The sequence below is a fragment of the Micromonospora sp. KC213 genome, assembly GCF_004348325.1.
Classification (GTDB): Bacteria; Actinomycetota; Actinomycetes; order Mycobacteriales; family Micromonosporaceae; genus Micromonospora.
This window is the reverse complement of sequence record NZ_SMKF01000055.1, coordinates 1-21,791: the sequence shown is the minus strand read 5'-3', so window position 1 is coordinate 21,791 and position 21,791 is coordinate 1. Positions and strand designations below refer to the sequence as shown.

19 protein-coding genes are annotated in these 21,791 nt (G+C 73.5%); 5 read left to right on the top strand and 14 right to left on the bottom strand.

What is annotated here, in order from left to right; translation table 11 throughout:
• Positions 1–21: 21 nt before the first annotated feature.
• Positions 22–903: a universal stress protein gene (locus E1166_RS13935; protein WP_207914230.1), complete on the top strand. Its 882-nt coding sequence runs from the start codon at positions 22–24 to the stop codon at positions 901–903.
• 3 nt (positions 904–906) lie between these two features.
• Here E1166_RS13935 and E1166_RS13930 read toward each other — a convergent pair whose 3' ends face one another.
• The 3 genes from E1166_RS13930 to E1166_RS13920 form a co-directional block, all read right to left on the bottom strand.
• Entirely contained in the window at positions 907–1,530 is a 624-nt protein-coding gene (locus tag E1166_RS13930) for an FMN reductase (RefSeq protein WP_132339065.1), read from the bottom strand.
• Positions 1,527–2,624, bottom strand: a complete 1,098-nt coding sequence (locus tag E1166_RS13925) for an LLM class flavin-dependent oxidoreductase (protein WP_132339063.1) — start codon at positions 2,622–2,624, stop codon at positions 1,527–1,529. The genes E1166_RS13930 and E1166_RS13925 overlap by 4 nt, the downstream gene beginning before the upstream one ends.
• 96 nt (positions 2,625–2,720) lie before the next feature.
• Positions 2,721–3,353 (bottom strand): DNA-3-methyladenine glycosylase, encoded by a 633-nt coding sequence (locus E1166_RS13920; protein ID WP_132339061.1) that lies wholly within the window; start codon positions 3,351–3,353, stop codon positions 2,721–2,723.
• 98 nt (positions 3,354–3,451) lie between these two features.
• Here E1166_RS13920 and E1166_RS13915 point away from each other — a divergent pair, with 98 nt between their 5' ends.
• From E1166_RS13915 to E1166_RS13905, 3 genes are all read left to right on the top strand, one after another.
• On the top strand, positions 3,452–5,971 hold the full coding sequence (locus E1166_RS13915) for an AMP-binding protein (RefSeq protein WP_132339059.1): 2,520 nt from the start codon (positions 3,452–3,454) through the stop codon (positions 5,969–5,971).
• Between the two features lie 31 nt (positions 5,972–6,002).
• Positions 6,003–6,407, top strand: coding sequence for a DNA-binding protein (locus E1166_RS13910; RefSeq protein ID WP_207914229.1), 405 nt, complete (start codon positions 6,003–6,005; stop codon positions 6,405–6,407).
• Between the two features lie 454 nt (positions 6,408–6,861).
• Positions 6,862–7,215 (top strand): MmcQ/YjbR family DNA-binding protein, encoded by a 354-nt coding sequence (locus E1166_RS13905; RefSeq protein ID WP_132339055.1) that lies wholly within the window; start codon positions 6,862–6,864, stop codon positions 7,213–7,215.
• A gap of 15 nt (positions 7,216–7,230) precedes the next feature.
• Here E1166_RS13905 and E1166_RS13900 read toward each other — a convergent pair whose 3' ends face one another.
• The 9 genes from E1166_RS13900 to argC form a co-directional block, all read right to left on the bottom strand.
• Positions 7,231–8,832, bottom strand: a complete 1,602-nt coding sequence (locus tag E1166_RS13900; protein ID WP_132339053.1) for a glycosyltransferase 87 family protein — start codon at positions 8,830–8,832, stop codon at positions 7,231–7,233.
• Positions 8,833–8,937: 105 nt separating this feature from the next.
• The gene (gene argH / locus E1166_RS13895) at positions 8,938–10,401 is read right to left on the bottom strand and encodes an argininosuccinate lyase (protein WP_132268519.1); all 1,464 of its coding nucleotides are present in this window, start codon (positions 10,399–10,401) and stop codon (positions 8,938–8,940) included.
• 14 nt (positions 10,402–10,415) lie between these two features.
• The gene (locus E1166_RS13890) at positions 10,416–11,621 is read right to left on the bottom strand and encodes an argininosuccinate synthase (RefSeq protein ID WP_132339051.1); all 1,206 of its coding nucleotides are present in this window, start codon (positions 11,619–11,621) and stop codon (positions 10,416–10,418) included.
• Positions 11,618–12,133 (bottom strand): arginine repressor, encoded by a 516-nt coding sequence (locus E1166_RS13885; RefSeq protein ID WP_132339049.1) that lies wholly within the window; start codon positions 12,131–12,133, stop codon positions 11,618–11,620. The genes E1166_RS13890 and E1166_RS13885 overlap by 4 nt, the downstream gene beginning before the upstream one ends.
• Complete coding sequence (gene argF, locus E1166_RS13880; RefSeq protein WP_132339047.1) at positions 12,130–13,083, bottom strand: ornithine carbamoyltransferase; 954 nt, start codon at positions 13,081–13,083, stop codon at positions 12,130–12,132. Before argF ends, E1166_RS13885 begins: the two co-directional genes overlap by 4 nt.
• Positions 13,080–14,279: an acetylornithine transaminase gene (locus E1166_RS13875; RefSeq protein ID WP_132339045.1), complete on the bottom strand. Its 1,200-nt coding sequence runs from the start codon at positions 14,277–14,279 to the stop codon at positions 13,080–13,082. The genes argF and E1166_RS13875 overlap by 4 nt, the downstream gene beginning before the upstream one ends.
• Positions 14,276–15,160 (bottom strand): acetylglutamate kinase, encoded by an 885-nt coding sequence (gene argB / locus E1166_RS13870; protein ID WP_132339043.1) that lies wholly within the window; start codon positions 15,158–15,160, stop codon positions 14,276–14,278. Before argB ends, E1166_RS13875 begins: the two co-directional genes overlap by 4 nt.
• On the bottom strand, positions 15,157–16,329 hold the full coding sequence (gene argJ / locus E1166_RS13865) for a bifunctional glutamate N-acetyltransferase/amino-acid acetyltransferase ArgJ (protein WP_132339041.1): 1,173 nt from the start codon (positions 16,327–16,329) through the stop codon (positions 15,157–15,159). The genes argB and argJ overlap by 4 nt, the downstream gene beginning before the upstream one ends.
• Complete coding sequence (argC, locus tag E1166_RS13860; RefSeq protein WP_132339039.1) at positions 16,326–17,327, bottom strand: N-acetyl-gamma-glutamyl-phosphate reductase; 1,002 nt, start codon at positions 17,325–17,327, stop codon at positions 16,326–16,328. Before argC ends, argJ begins: the two co-directional genes overlap by 4 nt.
• A gap of 247 nt (positions 17,328–17,574) precedes the next feature.
• Here argC and E1166_RS13855 point away from each other — a divergent pair, with 247 nt between their 5' ends.
• Entirely contained in the window at positions 17,575–19,404 is a 1,830-nt protein-coding gene (locus E1166_RS13855; protein ID WP_165944333.1) for an AfsR/SARP family transcriptional regulator, read from the top strand.
• Here E1166_RS13855 and E1166_RS13850 read toward each other — a convergent pair.
• Both E1166_RS13850 and E1166_RS13845 read right to left on the bottom strand, forming a co-directional pair.
• Positions 19,374–21,218, bottom strand: coding sequence for an ABC transporter ATP-binding protein (locus tag E1166_RS13850; RefSeq protein WP_132339034.1), 1,845 nt, complete (start codon positions 21,216–21,218; stop codon positions 19,374–19,376). The genes E1166_RS13855 and E1166_RS13850 overlap by 31 nt on opposite strands.
• On the bottom strand, positions 21,215–21,754 hold the full coding sequence (locus E1166_RS13845; RefSeq protein WP_132339032.1) for a hypothetical protein: 540 nt from the start codon (positions 21,752–21,754) through the stop codon (positions 21,215–21,217). Before E1166_RS13845 ends, E1166_RS13850 begins: the two co-directional genes overlap by 4 nt.
• Between the last annotated feature and the right edge of the window lie 37 nt (positions 21,755–21,791).

Sequence of the window (21,791 nt, the reverse complement as noted above, 5' to 3'; positions counted from 1 at the left end):
GACCTGACCGACCCCCCGGGAGTGCCGATGAACCGACCTGTTGTGGTGGGCGTCGACGGATCGCCGTCGAGCCTGGTCGCCGCGGAGCATGCGGCCCGGGCGGCCGTGCGGCGACGCCGGCCGCTGCATCTGGTGCACGGCTACCTGCACCCGCTCGGCTACGGCGTGCCGTTGAACCCGTACGACCTGGGCGTGCCGGCGCCCACCGAGGATTCGCGTCGGATGGTGGAGGCCACCGCCGCCGAGCTGGCCGACCGCTGGCCCGGGTTGACCGTCGAGGTGCACCAGGTGGCCGGTGGGCCGGCCGCCACCCTGGTCGCGGCGTCCCGTCGGGCCGAGTTGGTAGTGGTGGGCAGTCGGGGGCTGGGCGGCTTCGCCGGGCTGCTGCTCGGCTCGGTGGGCAGCCAGGTGGCCGCCCACGCGCACTGCCCGGTGCTGGTGGTCCGCCCCGAGGAGCAGCCGATCCCGGTGGACGGGCCGGTGGTGGCCGGGGTGGACGGCTCGGCGGGCTCCCGGTTGGCCGCCGGATACGCCGCCGCCGAGGCCGCCGGACGGGACGTGCCGCTGGTGCTGCTGCACGTCGGCCCGCCGGGCATGGACCGCCCGGTGCCCGAGGAGGTCGAGGAGTCACAGGCCGCCCACCGGGCCGAGGCGGTGCGGCTGCTCGCCGAGGCGTCCGCCGCGGTCCGCGCCGAGCACCCGGACCTGGTGGTCCGTGAGCACCCGGTCGCCGCGGCCAGCCCGACCCAGGGGCTGGTCGAGGCCAGCGGCACGGCGTCGCTGCTGGCCGTGGGCACCCGGGGCCGGGGCGGGTTCGTCGGGCTGCTGCTCGGCTCGGTCAGCCAGGGCGTGCTGCAGCACGCGCACTGCCCGGTGCTGGTCGCCCACCCGTACGACGGGTGAGGGTCAGTCCTCCCGGTCGCCGAGCAGCCGCGCGAAGTCGGTGGTGAGGGCGAACGGGTCGGCGGGGCCGGTCGACGCCGGCCGCCGGTCCACCTGCTCGGCCAGCTCGGCGCCGGCGCGCAGGACCCGCTCGCGCAGCGCGCCGTCTGCGGCGTCACCGGACCAGTCCTCGCTGGCCGCGTAGACGCCGGTGGGCACCACCACGGCGCGCAGATAGCTGAACAGGGGCCGGAGGGCGTGCTCCAGGGCGAGTGAGTGCCGGGCCGTTCCCCCGGTGGCGCCGACCAGCACCGGGGTGCCGGCCAGCGCGGCGGGCTCCAGCACGTCGAAGAAGGATTTGAACAACCCGCTGTACGACGCGCTGAAGATCGGCGACACGGCGATCACGCCGTCCGCGCCGGCCACCGCGTCGAGGGGGGCGCGCAGCGCCGCCGACGGGAAGCCGGTGAGCAGATGGTTCACCACGTCGTGCGCGTGGTCGCGCAGTTCGACGACGTGCACCCGCACCTCGTGGCCGCGTCGGACCAGCTCGTCGCGGGTGGCGGCGGCGAGTTGGTCGGCGAGCAGCCGGGTCGAGGAGGGCTGGCTGAGGCCGGCCGAGACCACGGCCAGGCTGCGCGCGGTCACCGGGCCACCCCGGTGCCGGTCGCGTCCCGGGCAGCGACCAGCGCGGCGTGGGTGGGCGCCTCGGGTACGTCTGTGGGACGCCGCGACGCGAACTCCCGGCGCAGCACCGGGACGACCTCCTCGCCGAGGATGTCGAGCTGCTCCAGCACCGTCTTCAGCGGCAGGCCGGCGTGGTCGACGAGGAACAACTGCCGTTGGTAGTCGCCGACGTACTCACGGAAGCCGAGGGTACGGTCGATGACCTGTTGTGGGCTGCCCACGGTCAGTGGGGTCTCCCGGCTGAAGTCCTCCAGCGACGGCCCGTGCCCGTAGACGGGGGCGTTGTCGAAGTACGGCCGGAACTCCCGTACCGCGTCCTGCGAGTTCTTCCGCATGAACACCTGCCCGCCGAGGCCGACGATGGCCTGTTCCGGCGTGCCGTGGCCGTAGTGGGCGAAGCGCTGCCGGTAGAGCCCGACCATCCGCTGGGTGTGCTCCTTGGGCCAGAAGATGTGGTTGGCGAAGAAACCGTCGCCGTAGTACGCGGCCTGCTCGGCGATCTCCGGGCTGCGGATCGAGCCGTGCCACACGAACGGCGGGACATCGTCGAGCGGACGCGGGGTCGAGGTGAACGACTGCAGGGGGGTGCGGAACTTGCCCTTCCAGTCCACCACGTCCTCTCGCCACAGCCGGCGCAGCAGGTCGTAGTTCTCGATGGCCAGCGGGATGCCGTTGCGGATGTCCTGGCCGAACCAGGGGTAGACCGGGCCGGTGTTGCCGCGCCCCAGCATCAGGTCCACCCGGCCGTCGGCGAGGTGCTGGAGCATCGCGTAGTCCTCGGCGATCTTCACCGGGTCGTTGGTGGTGATCAGGGTGGTGGCGGTGGACAGCAGCAGCCGCTCGGTGCGGGCGGCGATGTAGCCGAGCAGGGTGGTCGGCGACGAGGGCACGAACGGCGGGTTGTGGTGCTCGCCGGTGGCGAAGACGTCCAGGCCGACCTCCTCGGCCTTGAGCGCGATGGCGACCATCGCCTTGATCCGCTCACGCTCGGTCGGCTCGCGGCCGGTCGTGGGGTCGACCGTGACGTCGCCGACGGTGAAGACTCCGAACTGCATGACAGCTCCTCGCGTGTCGGACCGGAAACCGGGGGTGGCGTTCCGGGACGCCGCGCACAACATACTTGACGGGTCAACTATTCCACTGCCGGAGGGTCAGGCGCGGCTCCGGGGGACGTGCCGACGGTAGGTGCTGACCGTCGGGTCGCCGGTGATCCAGAACCGCCACGGCACGTCGTGCGCCCCGGTCACCCCGACCCGGGGCCCGGCCGACACCGCCGCCTCCGGCACCGGCACGTCTGCCGGGCGCAGCCGCACCGGCCCGTCGGCGAGCAGGTCCAGGCCGTACGCCGAGCGGTCGACGCCGAGCGTGGCGCAGAGCCGCGCCGGGCCCCGGGCCAGGTCGACGTCCCGGCGTACGGCGGGCCGGCGGGCGCGGGCGGCGTCGAGCCCGTCGACGACCGCGCCGGCGCGCAGCAGCACCGCCGACGCCTCCCCGTCCGGGCCGGTCACCACGTTGAGGCACCAGTGCATGCCGTACGTGAAGTAGACGTAGGCGTGCCCGGCGGGGCCGAACATCACCGTGTTACGCGGGGTCCGGCCCCGGTGGGCGTGCGAGGCCGGGTCGCCCGCGGTGCCGGCGTACGCCTCGACCTCGGTGATCCGCACGGTGACCCCACCGGCGGACAGCCGGCAGCCGAGCAGGCCGCGGGCTGCCGGAACGACCGGGCCGGCGAGCAGGTCGGCCAGTGCGGCCAGGCCGGCGGCCGGCGGGTACGGACGGTCCATCCGGCCAGCTTTACCGGTGGCGGGACGATCGGCAAACGGAGTGCGACGCGCGTTACCCACCCTTTTCCTAAGGTGAGCCTCACCTTAGAGTGCATGCCGTGACGCCCCCGTTTGACCTGCTCCCGGCCGTGCGCACGGTGCCGTTCGTGCGCGACCTGGCCCACCACGGTGACCGTGCCGCCGTGGTGACCGCCGACGGCACGCTGTCGTACGCCGAACTGGCGCAGCGGGTCGTACTGGCCGCGCGGCGGCTCGGCGAGCGGCGGCGGCTGGTGCTGGTCACCGGCGCCAACACCGTCGACTCGCTGGTGTCGTACCTGGGCGCGCTGCACGGCGGACACGCCGTGCTGCTCGTGCCCGGTGACGGGCCGGCGGCGGCGACGCTGACCGAGGCGTACGACCCGGACGTGGTGATCGGGCCCGACGGCGACGGTTGGACGCTGCGGCAGCGGCGCGACGGCAGTGCGCACCATCTGCATCCCGACCTGGCGCTGCTGCTGAGCACCTCCGGGTCGACCGGCTCACCGAAGCTGGTCCGGCTCTCCCACGACAACCTCCAGGCCAACGCCGAGGCGATCGCCGGGTACCTGGGGATCCGGGACACCGACCGGGCGGTCACCAGTCTGCCGTTGCACTACTGCTACGGCCTGTCGGTGGTGCACAGCCACCTGGCGCGCGGGGCGGCGCTGGTGCTCACCGACCGTTCGGTGGCCGACGCGTGTTTCTGGGAACTGTTCCGGGCGGCGCGGGCCACCACGTTCGCCGGGGTGCCGTACACGTTCGACCTGCTCGACCGGGTCGGCTTCGCCGGGATGGACCTGCCGCACCTGCGCTACGTCACCGTGGCCGGCGGCCGGCTCGCCCCGGAACACGTGGCCCGCTACGCGGAACTGGGCCGGCGCAGCGGCTGGGATCTGTTCGTCATGTACGGGCAGACCGAGGCGACCGCGCGGATGGCGTACCTGCCGCCGGACCTGGCGCCGACCCGACCGCAGGCCGTCGGGGTGCCGGTGCCCGGCGGGTCGTTCCGGCTCGCCCCGGTGGCCGATCAGCCGGACGGTGTCGGCGAACTGGTGTACGCCGGCCCGAACGTGATGCTCGGCTACGCCGAACGGCCGGCGGACCTGGCGTCGGGGCGTACCGTCGACGAGCTGTACACCGGTGACCTGGCCCGGCAGAGCCCGGACGGGCTGTGGGAGATCGTCGGCCGGCGCAGCGGGTTCGCCAAGATCCTCGGCCTGCGGGTGGATCCGCAGCAGGTGGAGGCGCTGCTCGCCGTGCACGACGTCACCGCCGCGTGCCTGGGCTCGGACGACGAGCTGCTGGTGGCGGTGGTCGGCGGGGCGGACCCGAAACGGGTCCGCCGGCTGGTCGCCGACGACATCGGCCTGCCGCCGCGCGCGGTACGGGTGCTGCCGGTGGACGCGCTGCCCCGGCTGGCCACCGGCAAGGTCGACTATCCGGCGCTGCGCGCGCTGGCCGCCACACCTCCGCCTCCGCCCCCGCCGACGGCTGCCGCGGCCGGGGACGACCTGTGCCGGCTCTACGCCGAGGTGCTCGACCGTACCGACGTCACCCCGGAACACAGCTTCGTCGACCTGGGCGGTGACTCGCTGTCGTACGTCGAGATGTCGGTCCGCCTGGAGAACGTCCTGGGTCACCTGCCGCCGAACTGGCACACGATGCCGATCGGCGCGCTGCCCGCGCCCCGTTCCGGCCGGCCGCGCCGTCGGGCACTGGAGACGAGTGTGGCACTGCGGGCGCTCGCCATCGTGCTCATCGTCGGCTCGCACATCCCGCTGTTCACCATCACCGGCGGGGCGCATCTGCTGCTCGCGGTGGCCGGGTTCAATTTCGCCCGGTTCCAGCTCACCGACGCGACCCGGACCGGCCGGCTGGGGCAGCTGCGTGCCGGGCTGATCCGGGTCGTGCTGCCCACCATGGCGTGGATCGCGGCGATGCTGGTGGTCACCGACCAGTACCGGCTGAGCACCCTGTTCCTGGCGCACAGCCTGGTCGGTCCGGACGACGCGCGCACCGAGTGGCACTTCTGGTTCATCGAGGCACTGGTCTACATCCTGCTCGGGGTGGCCGCTCTGCTGGCCGTGCCCGGGGTGGACCGGTGGGAGCGCCGGCACCCGTTCGCCCTGCCGATGACCCTCGTCGGGCTGGGGCTGCTCAGCCGGTACGACGTGTTCGGCGTCGACGCCCGGTACGACCTGCCCACCGCGGCCGTGGCGTTCTGGCTCTTCGCGCTGGGCTGGGCCGCCGCCCGCGCCGACGGGGTGCGGCAGCGGCTGCTGGTGACCGCCGCGGCGGCGGCCACCGTGCCGGGTTTCTTCGGCCAGCCCGGCCGGGAGGCGCTGATCGTGGCCGGGTTCGCGCTGCTGGTGTGGCTGCCCACCGTGCCGAGCCTGGGGCCGGTCAACCGGGTGGCGAGCGTGCTGGCCGGCAGTTCGCTCTACATCTACCTGACCCACTGGCAGGTGTACCCGCACCTGCGCGACCTGCCGCTGGTGGCCCTGGCGGCGTCGCTGGCGCTGGGCATCGGGTACGCGGCCCTGGTGAACCGGGTCGGCCGCTGGTTCGCCACCCTCCAACCTTCAACGAATCGTTGACAACGATCCGTTTATAATGTCTGATGGGGGCATGGAGCAGTTCACCGCCCCCGATGCCGCCCAAGCCCGCGCCGGGCGCACCTACGCCGCGCTGCACCGGCTCATCGAGCGGCACGCCGGCACCGACGCGCGTCGACGCCGCCACACCAACCCGTACCTGGCCGACCCGTGGGAGGCGGTCGCCGTGGTCACCGCCCTCGCAGCGGGCGGCGCCGAACGGGAGCCCGACGAGGAACCGGTCGACGGCGACGACCTCACCGCCGCGCTGACCCTGCTGCCGCACCTGCGCGCCGAGCTGGACACCCTGGAGGCAGGACTGCTGTCGCTGGCCCGGAACCGCGGGCTCACCTGGCAGGCGATCGCGTTCGGGCTCGGGCTGGGCAGCGCGCAGGCCGCCAAGCAGCGATACGAGCGCCTGATCGCCCGCACCACCTGACCGGCCGCGCATTCACGCCCCGGTCCCGTTTGTAAGCGCGCGGTGGGCAACGAGATCGCCCTTCGACGCTTCCTTCATCACGCACAGCAACAACTATCGGTGGGAACGGAAGGCCCTCCACACGCTTTGCTCTGCTGCCACCCACGCGCCAGTCACGCACGGTCACTGTTTGTCCGTCCGCCATCCGCCCGCGATTACCTCATTCGCCCAGCTCAGGGAAGTGGCGCGTAGGGGGCAGCAGAGCAAAGGACCGGCGACGTCCGCTGGCCTTCGTCAGCGCCAGCTACAGCCAGCTACCACCCGTCATCAGCCAATCAAGGTGTTGGATGGCAGGTGGCGGCACGTTGCCCCGCGCTGTCCGCCACACTGGGGCCGGCCTGCGACGGACCGCGCCGGCAGCATCCGGCGCCGCCGATAGCACCAGTGGCGTCGGGAACGGAACCGGGAGGACGCGATGACCCGCGACGAGTTGGTGACGTACTGCCTGGGCCTGCCGGGAGCCTGGCTGGACCGCCCCTGGGAGGAGAGCGAGGTGGCCAAGGTGGGCAGCCGGATCTTCGCCTTCCTCGGCAACCCGGACGAGCCGCCCCGGGTGTGGGTGAAGTGCGGCCCCGACCGGGTGCTGGCCGACGAGTGGCTGCACCGGCACCCGGACGACGCCGAGGTGGCCCCCTACCTGGGCCGGTACGGCTGGAACACGCTGCGGCTCGACGGCGGCATCGGCGACGACGAGCTCTTCGAGGCGGTCGACGCCTCGTACGACGCGGTGGTGGCGAGACTGCCGAAGCGGGAGCGCCTCACCGGATGATGGCGCGAGGCGACGCTACGGGCGGTCCCCAGGGAGGACGGCGGCGAGTTCCTTCTCGTACGTGGCGACCGGACTGCCATCGGCCCCGTAGGCGACGAGCCGGCCGTGCACCATGGTCGCCGATCGGAAGGCGAACGTTCGAGAGCCGGGGTAGGCGGCCAGCAGCGGAATGATCCGTGGCGTGCCACCGGGGGCGGAGTAGTACTCCAGGCGCGTCACCCGCGGGGAGACCACTCCGTTGACGCGAACCTTCGTCTTCTCGCTCCTCATGGCGAAGGTCACCGGTGCGTCGGTGCCGTAGGAGGCGCACTGCACCGGCCCCTGGCAGACGAAGAAGTAACGCGGGTTGCCCACGTCGTCCAGGGTGTAGGCCTTGAACGTCGGATCGGCTCCTGCCGGTAGCGGCTGCGCGGCGAGGAGAGCCAGAGCCGCCGTGGCCGCCACGCCCCCGCGCAGCCACACTCGCCGCAGGGGCCGTCGCCGTTCCACCCGCTTCGCCAGGACCGCCAGCTGACCGAATCCGGCCAGGCAGAGCACGCACACGCTGAGCACGCGGGCGTTCTCGAAGACAAACTGGACCCCCGGCCTCATCGACACCGGTGCCAGCACCGCCCCCAACGACACCACCATGGCCACCAGCAGCACGACACCCGCCACCTTGCGGGCCACCCCGGACGCGCCGATCAGCAGCATCGCGGCCAGCACCGGCCAGACCTGGTGATGGGTCCAAGAGACCGGGGATGCGGTCACGGTGGCACACCCGACGAGCACGGCGGCGTGCCCGGGACAACCGTGTGCCGCGAGCTGGCGTGCGCGCAGCAGCGCGACCACACAGATGACGGCCACCAGGCCGGCCCAGATCAGAGGTAGGGACGTCCCGTCCACCCCGATCCGGAGCAGCATTCCGTGCAGCGACTGGTTGCCCAGCGACGCGAGGTTGCCGATCCGGGAGGTCTGCCGCATGGTGGCGGTCCAGTAGGTCCAACTCTCCGCGGGCAGCACGGCCGCGGCGAGCCCCGCACAGGCCAGGAACGTGCCGGCAGCGCGGCCGGCGTCCCGGAATCGACCGATCGCCAGGAAGTACACCACGAACAGCAGCGGGGTCAGTTTGATCGCTGCCGCCACTCCGACGAGCACACCCCGCAGCCGCGGCGGCACGACGCCGATGCCGTCGAGGAGTGCCAGGAGCACGATGAAGATGCTTACCTGTCCGAATCGCAGGTTGCTCTGCACCGGCGCGGAGAGCATCAGCGCCGTGGCCACGGCCGCCGCGGCAAGTGGCCGCCGGGACCGCTCGGCGACCAGCACTCGACCGACTGGCACGGCGATGGCGACCACTGCCACGCAGGTCATCGCCAGCCAGATCATCTGTACCACCGACTCGGACGCGGCGGTGACCGGCCAGAGCACGAGCGCCGCGAACGGTGGGTAGGTGAACGGGCCACCGTTGTCCGCGACGTACTCGTAAAGCGGGCGCCCGGTTCGCAGGTCGGACAGGGCTCCGACGTAGATGTGCAGGTCGGAGAGGCGGTCCTCACGCCGCCATACGAGAGCGATGGACACCATCGCCACCAGCGTGAACCCCGCCCACGAAAGCACCAACCGTCGATCGCGCACCTGACGAGGATAGGCACCGGCACGACGACGGTGGGGGCACTGCGCGACGGCCGTGACGGCGACGTGGCGCGCGGGCGCAGTGCCCGCGCGCCACGTCCGGCGCTCTCAGCGGGGTACGACCCGCTCGGCGGCCCACTCCCGCCAGCCGGCCAGCTTGTCCGCGGCGGCGGCGAGCTGGTCGGCCACCGGGCCGGGGCCGGTGGAGCCGGGGGTGGTCCGGGCGGCCAGCGCCGAGCGGACCGACAGCACGTCCCGCACGCTCGGGTCGAGGTGCTCGCTGACCGCGGCCAGATCGTCGTCGGAGACCTCGTCGAGGGCGCAGTCCCGGGCCACGCAGAGCGCCACCAGCTTGCCGGTGATCTCGTGCGCGTCGCGGAACGGCACGCCCCGGCGGACCAGCCAGTCGGCGACCTCGGTGGCCAGCGAGTAGCCGACCGGCGCGGCGGCGACGAGCCGGTCCACCCGCACCGTCATCGTGGAGATCATCCCGGCGAGGGCGGGCAGCAGCAGCTCCAGGGTGTCGACCGCGTCGAAGGCCGGCTCCTTGTCCTCCTGCATGTCCCGGTCGTAGGTCATGGGCAGGCCCTTGAGCATGGTGAGCACGCTCATCAACCCGCCGACCAGGCGGCCGGACTTGCCCCGGGCCAGCTCGGCGACGTCCGCGTTCTTCTTCTGCGGCATGATCGACGAACCGGTCGCGAAGGCATCGTCCAACTCCACCCAGCCGAACTCCTGCGACGTCCAGAGCACCACCTCCTCGCCGAGGCGGGACAGGTGCACCCCGATCAGCGCGGTGACGAAGAGGAACTCGGCCACGAAGTCCCGGTCGGCCACCGCGTCCATCGAGTTGGCGAAGGACGTCCGGAAACCCAGCTCCTTGGCCACGGCCACCGGGTCCAGCGGCAGGCCCGAACCGGCGAGCGCCCCCGCGCCGAGCGGGCTGACCGCCGTGCGGTGGTCCCAGTCGCGCAGCCGCTCCAGGTCCCGCAGCAGCGGCTGCACGTGGGCCAGCAGCCAGTGCCCGAAGGTGACCGGCTGGGCGTGCTGGAGGTGGGTCATGCCGGGCGCGGCCGTCTCCACGTGCCGCTCCGCCTGCTCCACCAGGGCCTCGGCCAGCTCGACCAGCCGCACCGCCACGCCGCGGGCGTGATCACGCAGGTAGAGCCGCAGGTCGGTGGCGACCTGGTCGTTGCGGGACCGGCCGGCGCGCAGCTTGCCGCCGAGACTGCCGAGCCGCTCCAGCAGGCCGCGCTCCAGCGCGGTGTGCACGTCCTCGTCGTCGACGGTCGGGCGGAACTGCCCGGAGGCGCAGGCCGCCTCCAGGTCGTCCAACGCCGCCAGGATACGGCCCAGCTCATCCGGGTCGAGCAGGCCCGCACCGGCCAGCACCCGGGCGTGCGCCCGGGAACCGGCGATGTCGTACGGGGCGAGACGCCAGTCGAACTGCACGCTCACCGACAGCCGCGCGAGGGCCTCGGCGGGGCCGCCGGCGAACCGGCCACCCCACAGGCTCGTCCGGTTGGTGGCGGCACTGTTCTCGGTCAGGCTCTTGTCGTCCACGCCGCCTATTGTGGTGGCCACGGTCAGGAACCACCCAACCGGGCGTCCCGCGCGGCGGCCATCTTGCTGGGCAGGCCCCACAGCTGCACGAAGCCCTTGGCGAGCGACTGGTCGAAGGTGTCACCGGTGTCGTAGGTGGCCATGCCGAAGTCGTAGAGGCTGGCCTCGGATCGCCGGCCGGTGACGGTGGCCCGACCGCCGTGCAGGGTCAGCCGCACCTCGCCGGAGACGTGCCGCTGCGCGTCGTCGATGAAGGCGTCCAGGCTGTCCTTCAGCGGCGAGAACCACAGGCCGTCGTAGACGAGCTCGCCCCACCGCTGGTCGACGCTCTTCTTGAACCGGGCCAGGTCCCGCTCGACGGTGACCGCCTCCAGCTCCTGGTGCGCGGTGATCAGCGCGATCGCGCCGGGGGCCTCGTACACCTCCCGGCTCTTGATCCCGACCAGGCGGTCCTCGACCATGTCGAGCCGGCCGACGCCCTGGGCGCCGGCCCGCCGGTTCAGCTCCAGGATCGCCTGGTACGGGGTGACGGTCTCGCCGTCGATGGCGACCGGCACGCCGGCGTCGAAGGTGATGACGACCTCGTCGGCGTCGCGCGGCTCGGCCGGGTCGGCGGTGTACGAGTACAGGTCCTCGATGGGGGCGTTCCAGATGTCCTCCAGGAAGCCCGTCTCGACGGCACGGCCCCACAGGTTCTGGTCGATCGAGTACGGCGACTTGGCCGACACGTCGATCGGCAGGCCCTTCTCCTCGGCGAAGGCGATCGCCTTGTCCCGGGTCCAGGCGAAGTCCCGGGCCGGGGCGACGATCTTCAGGTCGGGGGCGAGCGCGCCCAGGCCGACCTCGAAGCGGACCTGGTCGTTGCCCTTGCCGGTGCAGCCGTGCGACACGATGGTGCCGCCGTGCTTGCGGGCCGCGGCCACCAGGTGCTTGACGATCAGCGGCCGGGACAGCGCGGAGACCAGCGGGTACCGGTCCATGTAGAGGGCGTTGGCCCGGATGGCGGGCAGGCAGTAGTCGGCGGCGAACTCGTCGCGCGCGTCGACCACCTCGGACTCGACGGCCCCGCAGTCCAGGGCGCGCTGCCGGATGGCGTCGAGGTCCTCGCCGCCCTGCCCGACGTCGACCGCGACCGCGATCACCTCGGCGCCGGTCTGCTCGGCCAGATAGGGAATGGCGACGGAGGTGTCGAGACCCCCGGAGTACGCCAGGACGACCCGCTCGGTCATGGTGTGGTGTTCCCTTCGACGTTCTCTTCCCGGCGGGCCCAACCGGCGAGCTGGTCGCCGAGCGCGGCCCCGCCGTCGGCCTCGCGGGCCACGACGAGGATGGTGTCGTCGCCGGCGATGGTGCCGACGACCTCGGGCAGGCCCGCTCGGTCCAACGCGCTGGCCAGGTAGTGGGCTGCGCCCGGCGGGGTGCGCAGCACGGCGATGTTGCCACTGGAGTCGACCCCGTTGAGCAGCTCACGCAGCAGCCGCACCAGCCGGGCGGGGGCCGCCTCGGCGTCGCGCAACGGCCGGTGGCCGTCCTCGGGGATGACGTACACCGCCCGCCCGTCGCCGCCCCGGGCGGTGACCGCACCCAGTTCCTTGAGGTCCCGCGACAGGGTGGCCTGGGTGACCTGGATACCGTCCGCGGCGAGCAGGTCGGCCAGCTCGGTCTGCGAACGGATCGCCTTGTCCCGGATCAGCTCGACGATACGGCCGTGCCGGGCGGCGCGGGTCGACGGCGCGGTCACCGGGTCGTCTTCTTCCCCGCCGTGCGTCCGGACGCCTCCAGCAGGAAGGTCAGCAGCGCCTTCTGGGCGTGCAGGCGGTTCTCCGCCTGGTCGAACACGGCGCTGCGCGGCCCGTCGAGCACCTCGTCGGTGATCTCCTCGCCCCGGTGCGCGGGCAGGCAGTGCAGCACGATGGCCTCCGCTGCGGCATGGCCCAGCAGCGCGTCGTTGACCTGGTACGGCAGGAACGGGGTGATCCGGTCCAGCCCGTCGGCCTCCTGACCCATCGAGGTCCAGGTGTCGGTGGCCACGACGTGCGCGCCGCGTACCGCCTCCACCGGGTCGACGAGCACCCGGACGCTTCCGCCGGTGCCGACGGCGATCTTCTCGGCCCGGGCCACCACGTCCGGCGCCGGCTGGAATCCGGCCGGCCCGGCGACCCGGACGTGCATCCCGGCACTCGCTCCGGCCAGCAGGTACGAGTGCGCCATGTTGTTCGCCGCGTCGCCCAGGTACGTCAGGGTCCGTCCGGCGGTGGCGCCGAACCGCTCCTGGACGGTGAGCAGGTCGGCCAGGAGCTGGCAGGGGTGGTAGGTGTCGGTGAGGGCGTTGACCACCGGCACCGTGGCGTGCGCGGCGACCTCGGCGATCCGGTCGTCGCCGTGGGTGCGCAGCACGATCGCCGCGACGTAGCGGGACAGCACACGGCCGGCGTCGGCGAGGGTCTCCCCCCGACCGAAGTGGGTGACCTGGGTGTCCACCACCAGCGGATGGCCGCCCAATTCGGCGATGCCCACGTCGAAGGAGAACCGGGTACGCAGGCTCTGCTTGTCGAAGAGCACGGCCACCGAGCGCGGCCCGGCCAGCGGCTGGAACGCGAACCGGTCGGCCTTCATCCGCGCCGCGATGTCGAGCACCGCCGACTGCTCGGCCGGGGTGAGATCGTCGTCCCGCAGGAAGTGCCGGATCATGCGCTGACCTCCGTCGTGGTGGGCGCGGCGGGAGCCGCCGCGTCGAGGGCGGCGGGGAGGGCGGTGAGGAAGGCGTCGACCTGGGCGGCGGTGAGGATCAGCGGCGGCGCGAGCCGCACCACCCCCGGCTGCACCGGGTTGACCAGGAAACCCGCGTCGCGCAGGGCGGCGGTGACCAGGCCGGAGACCGGGGCGGTGAACACGATGCCGAGCAGCAGGCCGGCGCCGCGTACCTCGGCGACGAGCGGGTGGGCGAGCGCCTCGACGCCTCGACGCAACCGCTCCCCCGTCCGCTTGACGTGGTCGAGCAGCCCTTCGCTGGCGATGGTCGAGATCACCGCGAGGGCGGCGGCACAGCTGACCGGGTTGCCGCCGAAGGTGGTGCCGTGCGAGCCGGGACCGAGCAGGTCGGCGGCCCGACCGAAGGCGAGACAGGCGGCGATCGGTAGCCCTCCGCCGAGCCCCTTGGCCAGCGTCACCACGTCCGGCTCGACGCCCTCGGCCTGGTGGGCGAACCAGTGCCCGGTCCGGCCGATCCCGGTCTGCACCTCGTCGAGGACCAGCAGCGCGCCGTGTCGGGCGGTGATCCGCCGGGCCTCGGCCAGGTAGCCGGCCGGCGGCACGACCACGCCGTTCTCGCCCTGGATCGGCTCCAGGATCACCATGGCGGTGGCGTCGGTGACCGCCGCCTCCAGTGCGGCCGCATCCCCGTACGGCACGTGGGTGACCTCGCCGGGTAGCGGCCGGAACGGGTCGGCCTTGGCCGGCTGGCCGGTGAGCGCCAGGGCGCCCATCGTCCGCCCGTGGAAACCGCCCTGGGTGGCGACCACGTGCCCACGGCCGGTGAGCCGGGACAGCTTGAACGCGGCCTCGTTGGCCTCGGCCCCGGAGTTGGCGAAGAAGACCCGGCCGGGCCGGCCGGCCAGGGCCAGCAGCAGCTCGGCGAGGGCCACCGGGGGTTCGGCGACGAACAGGTTGGAGACGTGCCCGAGGGTGGCGACCTGCCTGGAGACGGCGGCCACCACAGCCGGGTGGGCGTGCCCGAGGGCGTTGACCGCGATGCCGCCGAGCAGGTCGACGTACTCCCGGCCGGCCTCGTCGACGACGACGGCGCCGGAGCCGGAGACCAGCGCCAGCGGCGGGACGCCGTAGTTGTCCATCATGGTCTGGCCCCAGCGCTGCACCAGATTGCTCATGCGATCACCATCGTTCCGAACCCTTCCGAGGTGAAGACCTCCAGCAGCGTGGAGTGGGCGACCCGGCCGTCGACGACGTGTGCGGCGGGCACGCCGCCGCGCACCGCCCGCAGGCATGCCTCCATTTTCGGCACCATCCCCGACTGCAGGGACGGCAGCAGTGCCGCCAGCTCGTCGGCGGTGATCTCGCTGACCAGGCTGTTCCGGTCGGGCCAGTCGGCGTACAGGCCGGGGACGTCGGTGAGGACGACCAGCTTGCGCGCGTCGAGGGCCACGGCGAGCGCCGCGGCGGCGGTGTCGGCGTTGAGGTTGTGCAGCACCCCGTCGGTGTCCGGCGCGACGGTGGAGATCACCGGGATCCGGCCGGCGGCGATCAGGTCGGCCACCGCGGAGACGTCGACCGACTCCACGTCGCCGACCTGCCCGACGTCGACCGGCTCGCCGTCGACGTACGCCGGTCGTCGCACGGCGGTGAACAGGCCGGCGTCCTCGCCGGAGAGGCCGACCGCGAACGGGCCGTGCGCGTTGATCAGCCCGACGAGTTCCCGGCCGACCTGCCCGACGAGCACCATCCGGACGACGTCCATCGCCTCGGGGGTGGTGACCCGCAAACCGCCCTTGAACTCGCTGGCGATGCCGAGCCGGCCCAGCATGGCGGAGATCTGTGGGCCGCCGCCGTGCACCACGACCGGCTTGAGCCCGGCGTACCGGAGGAAGACCATGTCGGCGGCGAAGGCGCGCTGCAGTTCGGGGTCGACCATGGCGTTGCCGCCGTACTTGACCACGACGGTGGCCCCGGAGAGGCGGGCCAGCCAGGGTAGGGCCTCGATCAGCGTCTCGGCCTTGGCCTGGGCCCGGGTGAGGTCCGCGTTGTCGCTCATGTGGAGTAGGCCGAGTTCTCGTGCACGTACGCGTGTGACAGGTCGTTGGTCCAGATCGTCGCCGCGGCGTCGCCGGAGTGCAGGTCGATGCGGATGGTGACGTCCCGGGCGGTGAGGTCCACCTTGGAGCGGTCCTCGGCGGCGGCCCCGGAACGGCACACCCAGATGCCGTTCACGGCGACGTCCACGCCGTCCGGTTCGAAGGCGGCGGTGGTGGTGCCGACCGCGGCGAGGATCCGCCCCCAGTTCGGGTCGTTGCCGAACAGTGCCGTCTTGACCAGGTTGTTCCGGGCCACCGACCGGCCCACCTCCACCGCGTCGTTCTCGCCGGCCGCGCCGACCACCTCGATGGCGATCTGCTTGGTGGCGCCCTCGGCGTCGGCGAGCAACTGCTGGGCGAGATCGTGGCAGGCGGTGGTGACCGCGGCGGTGAGTTCCGCCTCGGTGGGCTCGATACCCGACGCGCCGCTGGACAGCAGCAACACCGTGTCGTTGGTGGACATGCAGCCGTCGGAGTCGATCCGGTCGAAGGTGACCCGGGTGGCGGCGCGCAGCGCGGCGTCGAGGGACTGCGGCCCGGCCACCGCGTCGGTGGTGAGCACGCAGAGCATGGTGGCCATGGCGGGGGCGAGCATGCCCGCGCCCTTGGCCATGCCTCCGACGGTCCAGCCGCTGCCCGTGGCGACGGTGGTCTTCGGCCGGGTGTCCGTGGTCATGATCGCCTCGGCGGCTGCGGGCCCGCCGTCACGGGCGAGCGCGCGGATCGCGGCGCGTACGCCCGGCAGGAGCTTGTCCATGGGCAGCCGCTCGCCGATCAGGCCGGTCGAGCAGACCGCGACCTCACCGGCGCCGAGCCTCAGCCGGGGGCTGACCGAGGTGAGCGCGGCTGCGGTGTGCTCGGCGGTGGCGTGGGTGTCCTGGAAACCGGCGGGGCCGGTGCAGGCGTTGGCGCCGCCGGAGTTGAGCAGCACGGCGCGGACCACGCCACCGCGGACGACCTGCTGGGACCAGAGGACCGGCGCGGCCTTGACCCGGTTGGCGGTGAAGACGCCGGCGGCCCCGGCGTCGGGGCCGTCGTTGACGACGAGGGCCACGTCGGGGGCCCCGCCGGTCTTCAGGCCGGCGGCGACGCCGGCGGCCCGGAAGCCGCGGGGGACGGTGACGGTCATGGTGCGACTCCGAAGGTCGACAGGCCGGTGGTCTCGGGGAGACCGAGCATCAGGTTGGCGTTCTGCACGGCCTGCCCGGCCGCGCCCTTGCCGAGGTTGTCGATGGCGCTGACCACGATCACCCGACCGGAGTCGGCGTCGATGCCGGCCTGGAGGTGGCAGGAGTTCGAGCCGACGGTGGCGGCGGTGTGCGGCCAGGCACCCTCGGGCAGCAGGTGCACGAACGGCGCGTCGGCGTACGCCTCGGCCAGCACGGCCCGCGGGTCGGTGTCGCCGGTGGGGACGGCGGTGACGGTGGCCAGGATGCCGCGGGGCATGGGCGCGAGGACGGGGGTGAAGGAGAGGCTGGTGGCCCCGGTGGCCTGCTTGATCTCCGGCACGTGTTGGTGGGCGCCGACCTTGTAGGGCGACAGGTCGCCCATCACCTCGCTGCCGAGCAGGTGTTCCTTGGCGGCCCGGCCCGCCCCGGAGGTGCCGGAGGCGGCCACGACCACCACGTCGGCGGGACGGACCGCGCCGGCGGCGACCAGCGGGGCCAGCGCGAGGGTGATCGCGGCGGCGTAGCAGCCCGTGTTGGCCACCCGGGTGGAGCCGGCGATCAGCTCCCGCTGACCGGGCAACTCGGGCAGGCCGTAGGTCCACTGCCCCGCGTGCGACCCGCCGTAGTAGTTGGCCCAGGCGGCGGGGTCGGCGAGGCGGTGGTCGGCGCCCAGGTCGACGATCCGCACCTCGGGCGGGAGTTGAGCGGCCAGAGCCGCCGACTGGCTGTGTGGCAGGGCGAGGAAGACCAGGTCCGCGTCGGTCAGCGCCGCCGCGTCCGTCTCGCCGAGGACCATGTCCAGCCCGGCGAGCTGCGGGTGTACGACGTCGAGCCGGTGCCCGGCCCGGCTGTGCGCGGTGGTGGCCACCAGGTCGAACCCCGGGTGCCCGGCGACCAGGCGGATCAGCTCGCCTCCGGCGTAGCCGCTCGCCCCGGCGACCGCAACTCGGATACTCATACCTACCTCCGCATGACTATGCAGTGAAGGTTAACAGCAGCGATTGGCTCCTGCAAGGTCATGCAGCCTGGTGCATGGTGATGATCGAGGTGAGGCCAGCCACACCCCGCGTCGCCGGAGTGGCGGCGGACCGGTCAACGTGGCGGCAGCCGCCGGCCCTCGCGGCAACACATCGACTGGCATAATCGGCTGCGCGATGGTGTGGGGTCGGGAGACCGGCCCGCGGGGGCACACGACGGAGGTCGCATTGGCGCTGACGTTCCAGATTCTCGGCCCGGTCCGGGTCTGCCGCGACGGTCGGCCGCTACGCCTGCCCGCCGGCCGCCCCGCCGCCATGCTGGTCACCCTTCTGCTGCACGCCGGCGGCGCGGTGCCGGTCGAGCGGCTGCGCGAGGAGTTGTGGGCCGGGCCGGCCCCGGCGTCGGCGGTGGCGAATCTGCGCAGCCACGCCAGCCAGCTACGCCGCCTACTCGCCACGCCCGACGAGCCGACCCGGTTGCACGCCCAACACGGCGGCTACCGGCTCCGGGTCGGTCCGGGTGAGCTGGACGCGGCGGAGTTCGAGCGGCTGGCCGCCGAGGGGCGGGCGGCCTGGAGCCGTGGCGCGCCGGATGTCGCGGCGCCGCTGCTGGAGCGGGCACTGGCGCTCTGGTCCGCGACGGACCTACCACCGCCGTACGGGCCGGCGACCGCCTCGGCGTTCGACGGGCTGCGCGAGCAACGGGGCGCCGCCCTGGAGGCGTACGCCGCCTGCCGGCTCGACCTCGGCGACCCCGGCAGTTCGGCGCTGCTGGCCTTGCTGCGCGGGCACCTGGCGGAGAACCCGCTGCGCGAGCCGGCCTGGGCGCTGCTGATGACCGCCCAGTGCCGGGCCGGCGACCAGGCCGCCGCCCTGGAGACGTACCGGGCCGCGTGTCGGTCCCTCGCCGGCGAGTTGGGGATCACTCCGGGCCCGGAGCTGACCGACCTGTACCGCGCGGTCCGGCGTCGCGATCTTGGTTCACCGCCGTCCACGGGCCGCCCGACCGTCCGCGCCCGGGACCGGCCCGCGGGATCGCGGGCCGCGCCGGTGCCGCACGAGCTTCCCTGCTCCACCGCGCCCTTCGTCGGCCGGCACGCCGAGCTGGTCCGGCTGCGCGCCGCGCTGCGCGCCGCCCGGGACAGCCCCGTGACCGCGACCGTGTACGGCATGGCCGGCGCCGGCAAGTCGGCCCTCGGGCTGCGGGCGGCGGCCGAGGTGCTGGATGCCTTCCCCGACGGCCAACTCCACCTCGACCTGGGCGGGTCGGTGGCCGGCACGCCGCTCTCCCCCGTCGAGGTGGCGGCCCGGGTGCTGCGCTCGTTGGGGGGCGCCGTGAACGAGGCGGAGCGGGCCGGTCTGGCCGAGGCGCGAGCCCTGGTCCGGTCGCTGTTGTTCGGCCGCCGGGTGCTGCTGGTGCTCGACAACGTCGCCGACCCGGCGCAGGTCGACGGCCTGCTCCCGGTACGCGGCGGATGCGCGCTGCTGGTCACCAGCCGCTGCCCGGTGCCCGATGGGGACGTCCGGCCGCTGCGGTTGGACCCGCTGCCGCCCGGCGATGGGCTGGCCCTGCTGCGAGCCGCCGCCGGGGACCGCCGGGTGGACGAGGAGCCGGGGGCCGCCTCGGCGGTCGTCGCGCTCTGCGAAGGGCTGCCGCTGGCGCTGCGTACCGCGGTCCGCCGGCTCGCCGAGGGCCCACACTGGTCGATGGCGCGGCTGGCCCGGCTGCTGCGCGACGAGCGCTACCGGCTCGCGGAGACCGGGCTGCGCCCCCGGCTGACCGCGAGCTACCGCCGGCTCGGCTGGGCAGCGCCGCTGTTCCGCCGGCTGGGCGGGGCCCGGACCGGGCCGGTCACCGCCGAGCTGGCCGCCTCGCTGACCGGCGCGCCGCCCGAGGAAGCCGTACGGGCGCTCGACCGGCTGGTAGCGGCGCAGCTCGTCGAGCCGGCCGGGCCCGGCCGCTACCGCATGAGCGAGCTGGTCCGGCTCTACGCCGCCGAGCTGGCCGCCCTCGAGCAGCCACCGGGTCACGTCGGCGCGGGAGCGTCCTCCCGGTAGCCGCGGGCCTGGAGGGTGAAGAGGCGGGCGTATCCACCGCCCGCGGCCAGCAGCTCGTCGTGCCGGCCGCGCTCGGCGATCCGACCGTCGGCCAGCACCACGATGGTGTCCGCGTCCCGGACGGCGTTGAGCCGGTGCGAGATGAGCAGGCTGGTACGTCCGCGGCGCAGCTCGCGCAGCCGGGCGTGCAGGTCGTGTTCGGCCTCGGCGTCCAGGCCGGAGCTGGGCTCGTCGAGGATGAGCAGGTCCCGATCGGCGCGCAGGAAGCCGCGGGCCAGGGCCACCCGCTGCCACTGACCACCGGAGAGCACCACCCCGGCCTGCGGGTCGTCCCGGTCCGGACCGTCGAAGAAGATCCGGGTGAGCAGGGTGTCGTAGCCCCGGGGCAGCGCGGTCAGGGCCTCGTCGGCGCCGGCCTGCCGTGCGGCGGCCCGCAGCCGCCCAGGGTCGTCGCGGGCGGTGAGGTCACCGACGGCGATGTTCTCCGCAGCAGAGAGGTCGTACGGCATGAAGTCCTGGAAGACCGCCCCGAGCCGCTCCCGCAGCGCCGCCGGGTCGAACTCGCGCAGGTCGGTGCCGTCCCACCGAATCGTGCCGCGCTCCGGGTCGTAGAACCGGCACAGCAGCTTGACCAGCGTGCTCTTTCCCGCGCCGTTCAGCCCGACCAGCGCGGTGGTCCCACCGGCCGGCAGGAAGAGGTCGACCCCGCGCAGCACCCAGGGGTGCCGGGGCGAGTACCGGAACCACACGTCACGCAGCTCGATGCCGTCGCGCAGCGGCGGCACCGGCCGGGCGTCGGCCGGCACCGGCAGGTCCGGCTCCGCCCGGCAGACCTGGTCGTAGTGGTCGAACAGCAGCAGCGCCCGGTGGATCGCGCCGAGCTGGCTGACCAGACCACCCAGCGCCCCCTGCACGCCGGGCACGGCGGCCAGGTAGATCACCACGTCGCCGGGGGTCAACCGGCCGGCGGCGGCCGCCGTCACGGTGTAGATGACACCGGCGCCGGCCACCGCGGCGCCGAGCATCCCGAGCAGTCCCTGGGCCCGAAGCTCGCGACGGTCCAGCCGCTGCTCGACCCGGTGCATGCCATGCAGTTCGTCGAGCATCCGGTCGCCGAAGAACCGGCCCAGACCGAAGAGCCGGACTTCCTTGGCAGCGGGCACGCCCACCAGCAGCTGGGCGAAGAACAGATCGCGCCGCTGGAAGTGCTCCAGGTGCAGCACCATCGCCGCGCGAGCCTGGTTGAGGCGCAGCTGCATCCAGAGCGTGGGCAGTGCCGCGGCCAGCACCAACAGCCCGATCACCGGACTGAGCAGCAGCAGGACGCCGAGGAAGCCGCTGAGGGCGAACAGGCTCTGCACCGCGCCGAGGCCGTTGCCGGTGAGCTGGGTCGGCCCCAGGTGTCCGGTCTGCTGGGCGGCCTGCAACCGGTCCTGGAACTCCGGGTCCTCCAAGCGGACCAGGCCGACCAGCCGCAACACGGCGTCGTGCAGCCGGCGGCGCACCAGCCGGGTCACCGCCCGGTTCCGTTCCTTCTCGACGTACGCGCGCAGGTGCGGCAGCACCACCCCTACCGCGGCGGTGACCGCCAGACCGACGCCGAGCAGGGCCAGCGACGCGCCCCCCGCCCGTTCACCGGTGAGCCTGTCCAGCACCAGCTTGGTCAACCCGGCGACCAGCACCGGCGTCAGCCCGGCCAGGACGGCCAGCAGCAGGTCCCCGGCCGTGCCCGCGGGTGCGGCCCGCCAGGTGAGCCCGAGGGCCTTCCCGGCGTGCCGGACGGCCCGACCGGGGGCCAGCCGGGGGCCGGTCACCGCATCACCGGCAGGTCCAGACGGGCGATACCAAACGCGGTGGACGCGACGATCCCCCGCTCGTCGAGCAGACCGAAGGCCGGAAAGCCCTTGACCCCGAACGCGATCGGCAGCGGGCCGCTGCCCGGCTCGACGAAGACCGTGGCCAGCCCGGCGAACTGCGCCGCGTACGGCTCGGTGTCCGGGCCCTTGCCGACCACCACGACCCAGACGTGCTCCGCCCCGCCCGGCATGGTCCGCGCCCGGTCGATCAGCAGCGGCACCTGCTCCTCGCAGTGCTCACAACTCGGCGTCAGGAACGCCACCAGCGTCATCGGCGGGATGTCGGCGCGGGTGCGCACCTCGCCCCGCACGGTGGTGGAGACGAAGTCGCCGGGGATGGAGCCCACCTCCAGCATCACCTCGGGAGGCTGGGACTGGCGGTCGTTGAGCAGGTCGGTGTGCTCGCGCAGCCGCCGGACCACGCCGAGCAGCAGCACCAGGTTGAGCAGGCCGAGCGCGGCGACCAGGACGACGGCGACGGTCAACAGCGCCATGAGGGCTCCTTCGGGTAGCCGGGCGGAGGGTCAGGAT

Coding starts and splice junctions, on each gene's coding strand:
- E1166_RS13910 (WP_207914229.1), top strand. CDS start 6,003: ATGGAGCAGTTCACCGCCCCCGATGCCGCCCAAGCCCGCGCCGGGCGC.
- argC (WP_132339039.1), bottom strand. CDS start 17,327: ATGAGTATCCGAGTTGCGGTCGCCGGGGCGAGCGGCTACGCCGGAGGC.
- E1166_RS13905 (WP_132339055.1), top strand. CDS start 6,862: ATGACCCGCGACGAGTTGGTGACGTACTGCCTGGGCCTGCCGGGAGCC.
- E1166_RS13845 (WP_132339032.1), bottom strand. CDS start 21,754: ATGGCGCTGTTGACCGTCGCCGTCGTCCTGGTCGCCGCGCTCGGCCTG.
- E1166_RS13890 (WP_132339051.1), bottom strand. CDS start 11,621: ATGACCGAGCGGGTCGTCCTGGCGTACTCCGGGGGTCTCGACACCTCC.
- argF (WP_132339047.1), bottom strand. CDS start 13,083: ATGATCCGGCACTTCCTGCGGGACGACGATCTCACCCCGGCCGAGCAG.
- argJ (WP_132339041.1), bottom strand. CDS start 16,329: ATGACCGTCACCGTCCCCCGCGGCTTCCGGGCCGCCGGCGTCGCCGCC.
- argB (WP_132339043.1), bottom strand. CDS start 15,160: ATGAGCGACAACGCGGACCTCACCCGGGCCCAGGCCAAGGCCGAGACG.
- E1166_RS13920 (WP_132339061.1), bottom strand. CDS start 3,353: ATGGACCGTCCGTACCCGCCGGCCGCCGGCCTGGCCGCACTGGCCGAC.
- E1166_RS13925 (WP_132339063.1), bottom strand. CDS start 2,624: ATGCAGTTCGGAGTCTTCACCGTCGGCGACGTCACGGTCGACCCCACG.
- E1166_RS13875 (WP_132339045.1), bottom strand. CDS start 14,279: ATGAGCAATCTGGTGCAGCGCTGGGGCCAGACCATGATGGACAACTAC.